The sequence below is a fragment of the Endozoicomonas sp. SESOKO4 genome (genome assembly GCF_024606275.1).
The window spans coordinates 1-1,886 of record NZ_JAHHPS010000579.1 but is presented as its reverse complement, the minus strand read 5'-3'; the positions used below and the strand labels follow the sequence as shown (position 1 = coordinate 1,886).

Here is a 1,886-nt window from a genome sequence, read left to right as displayed (position 1 = left end):
GATTCTGAGGGTTCCTGATCATCGTCGATCCAGTCCTTGATGGCTGCGGCAATCTCTGAACTAAGCCCCAGGTTATGCAGTATTTTCTCAAACATACCTACAAACTTTTGGCCGTCCAGCGCTTCTGCAGCGAGCCAGTTCAGGTTAAACCGACTGGTTTCATCAACAATGACCAGCTCGATATCCCCCTGATCAGGGGCGTAGCCTACTTCCCGTATATTCCAGCGTTCACTTTCGTGATCCATAAATTTTTTCTTTTTCTTGTCGTCTTCCGCATCCTGCTCAAGTAATAAAGCAACATATTGTTCAGCCCCCAGAGCCAAATGTCTGGCCTGAATACGCTCAAGATAATGGGTGTTCTTCTCAGTATGCAGCCACAGGCTGGTTACCATCTGAGAAGCCATTAGCGTAATCATGGCGAAGATCAGGAGCACGTAGATCAAAGCAATGCCACGCTGCCGTTTAACTGACCTCATTATTCATCCTCATTATCATCACCTTGACCATCGTCACTCTGATCCAACTTTGGTGTGTGAGCGTTTTGCTCAGCGTTCCTCTGATCACTACCCTGTTCTTGCTCCGGCCACTTCAGAGCATCCGAGGACTTGTAATCTAGAGCTGGCAAAATAGTTACTAGTGTTCCAAAGTCCACATGCTTCACGGTCAGCTCTATCGCGTAGGGCATTACCGGGTCTTCTGTTTTCCTTGCTCTACCCGCTGGTTTGCCACCTCGGGATTGTTTTGCCGGTGGCCAGCTACTGCTCCAGCGCTTCTTTTCGTTCATAAAACGGACTTTCAATCCGTGCACATTGTTGAGAATAACCTGCCTTATCAGAATCGGATCCGGAGCCCTGTCCAGCATCAACCAGTAGTAGCGAACCAGCTCATCCTCTTCCAGGTTATAGGCAACACGTTGCAAGTTACTCCTCAGTTCCTTCAGCGGGTTACGCCAGCCAGCACGAGTAAATTCCAGAGCAAAGCCATCAAGACTGGGAGACACAACAGCTGGCTGACTGTCACCAAATTCATCCCGCACCGGTCTTGCTGTCATCTGGAATAGATCTTTCTCCAGAATCAACTGCGCTCGTTGAATTTCATCCAGATAGTCCAGAATCCCATCAGTTACCTGCTGAGCCCGACTCACTGAATCGAACAACTTGTAGGCTGCCGCACTGATCATGGCAAAGAGCATTATGGCGATCATCAGCTCAAGCAGTGTGAAACCTTTGCTCCCACTCATTTCCTCGGTTTCCTCAAATAGGACTCCAGAGAAAACATCGGAATGCCATCATCACTGGGCTTTTGATTACCCACAAAGACATCCACAACAATTTTCCTAAAGTTTTTCTTACTGGTATCCCTGACAGTTTGACGGACATACCAGTCATACCCGGCATAGATTTCAACCTTTCCCGTGACACCTTTATCAGGCCAGTTTTTTTCTGCCTGAAGTCGGCTCAAGTATTGATCGGCGAGCTGTGCAGCCAAAACCTTTTCCTGCATATAGCGGGTTTGGCGAATACTATTACCGTCTGCCAACATCAACATGGATGCGGCCAGAGCAAAAATAACTAGTGCCACCATCACCTCAATAAGGGTGAAGCCCAAAACACTAGCGAACGACTTCGACATCGGACAAGCCATCGGTTATCAGCACCACACCCTGCTTTTTGTTTTCAACGGGGACCACGTATAGAGAAAAAGGGGTCACCTGATAGTCTGAATAAAACACTACATCGGGACCGGTATCTTTGGGTTCGAGATAGGGCAATTCGTCCTCGGCTGTATAAAGATAAAAATCCAGGCTTTCCGGCATTTTGTAGGCTTGAAAAGGTGTCTCTGTGATGACAGCCCACTCAGTACTTTCCAACGGCAGTACCCACCAC

The 1,886-nt window shown here is 48.1% G+C and carries 4 protein-coding genes; all 4 read right to left on the bottom strand.

The genetic code is table 11. The features are described from left to right. Positions 1–476: general secretion pathway protein GspK (locus KDK16_RS11385; RefSeq protein WP_257276201.1), on the bottom strand; the 476-nt coding region annotated here is incomplete at its 3' end. Continuing rightward, positions 476–1,240, bottom strand: a complete 765-nt coding sequence (gene gspJ, locus KDK16_RS11380; RefSeq protein WP_257276200.1) for a type II secretion system minor pseudopilin GspJ — start codon at positions 1,238–1,240, stop codon at positions 476–478. The genes gspJ and KDK16_RS11385, both read right to left, overlap by 1 nt. Further along, positions 1,237–1,632: a type II secretion system minor pseudopilin GspI gene (gspI, locus tag KDK16_RS11375; protein ID WP_257276199.1), complete on the bottom strand. Its 396-nt coding sequence runs from the start codon at positions 1,630–1,632 to the stop codon at positions 1,237–1,239. The genes gspJ and gspI overlap by 4 nt, the downstream gene beginning before the upstream one ends. Further along, positions 1,613–1,886 (bottom strand): hypothetical protein (locus KDK16_RS11370; protein WP_257276198.1); only part of this gene is annotated, 274 nt, incomplete at its 5' end. The genes KDK16_RS11370 and gspI, both read right to left, overlap by 20 nt.